The sequence below is a fragment of the Streptomyces sp. FH025 genome, assembly GCF_017427025.1.
Taxonomy (GTDB): Bacteria; Actinomycetota; Actinomycetes; order Streptomycetales; family Streptomycetaceae; genus Kitasatospora.
The window spans coordinates 1-1,366 of record NZ_JAFLNG010001154.1 but is presented as its reverse complement, the minus strand read 5'-3'; the positions used below and the strand labels follow the sequence as shown (position 1 = coordinate 1,366).

Annotated in this window: 1 protein-coding gene; it reads left to right on the top strand. The window is 68.8% G+C overall.

The features are described from left to right. Positions 1-48 precede the first annotated feature (48 nt). A partial coding sequence (locus J0670_RS38080) for a cystathionine beta-synthase (protein WP_207817341.1) occupies positions 49-1,366 on the top strand: 1,318 nt, incomplete at its 3' end.

Below are 1,366 nucleotides of genomic sequence, written 5' to 3'. Positions count from 1 at the left end.
TTGCAGTACCGAAAGCACTCGCATGCCCACAGACCGGGAGGACCCCCCGTGCGGTACCACAACTCGATCATCGACCTGGTCGGCAACACGCCGCTGGTCAAGCTGAACAAGGTCACCGAGGGCATCAGCGCGACCGTGCTGGCGAAGGTCGAGTACTTCAACCCCGGTGGCTCGGTGAAGGACCGCATCGCGATGCGCATGATCGAGGCCGCCGAGGCCTCGGGCGCCCTCAAGCCGGGCGGCACCATCGTCGAGCCGACCTCCGGCAACACCGGTGTCGGCCTGGCGATCGTGGCCCAGCAGAAGGGCTACAAGTGCATCTTCGTCTGTCCGGACAAGGTGTCCACCGACAAGATCAACACCCTGCGCGCGTACGGCGCCGAGGTGGTCGTCTGCCCGACCGCCGTCGCCCCGGAGCACCCGGACTCGTACTACAACGTCTCCGACCGCCTCGTCCGGGAGACCCCGAACGCCTGGAAGCCGGACCAGTACTCCAACCCGGACAACCCGGCCTCGCACTACCACTCCACCGGTCCGGAGCTGTGGGAGCAGACCGAGGGGAAGATCACCCACTTCGTGGCGGGCGTCGGCACCGGCGGCACCATCTCCGGCACCGGCAACTACCTGAAGGAGGTCTCCGGCGGCAAGGTCAAGGTGATCGGCGCCGACCCGGAGGGCTCGGTCTACTCGGGCGGCACCGGTCGTCCGTACCTGGTCGAGGGCGTCGGTGAGGACTTCTGGCCGACCGCCTACGACCGCAACGTCGCGGACGAGATCGTCGCCGTCTCCGACAAGGACTCGTTCCAGATGACCCGCCGCCTGGCCAAGGAGGAGGGCCTGCTGGTCGGCGGCTCCTGCGGCATGGCCGTGGTGGCCGCGCTGGAGGTGGCCCGCGGGCTCGGGCCGGACGACGTCGTGGTGGTGCTGCTGCCGGACGGCGGCCGCGGCTACCTGTCGAAGATCTTCAACGACGACTGGATGGCCGACTACGGCTTCCTGCCCTCGGCCACCGACGAGGCCCACATCGGCGAGGTGCTGGCCCGCAAGGAGGCCATCGAGCAGGCCGGCATCCCGCAGTTCGTCCACATGCACCCGGGCGAGACCGTCGCCGAGGCGGTCCGGGTGCTGCGCGAGTACGGCGTCTCGCAGATGCCGGTGGTCTCCCCGGGTGCCGGGCACCCGGACATCATGGCCGGCGAGGTGATCGGCTCGGTGGTGGAGAAGCTGCTGCTGGAGGGCATCTTCGCCAAGGAGATCGAGCTGACCGACACCCTGGACAAGGTGATGTCCAAGCCGCTGCCGGTGGTCGGCTCGGGCGAGACCGTCACCAACCTGATGACCGTGCTGGAGAAGGCCGACGCGGCGG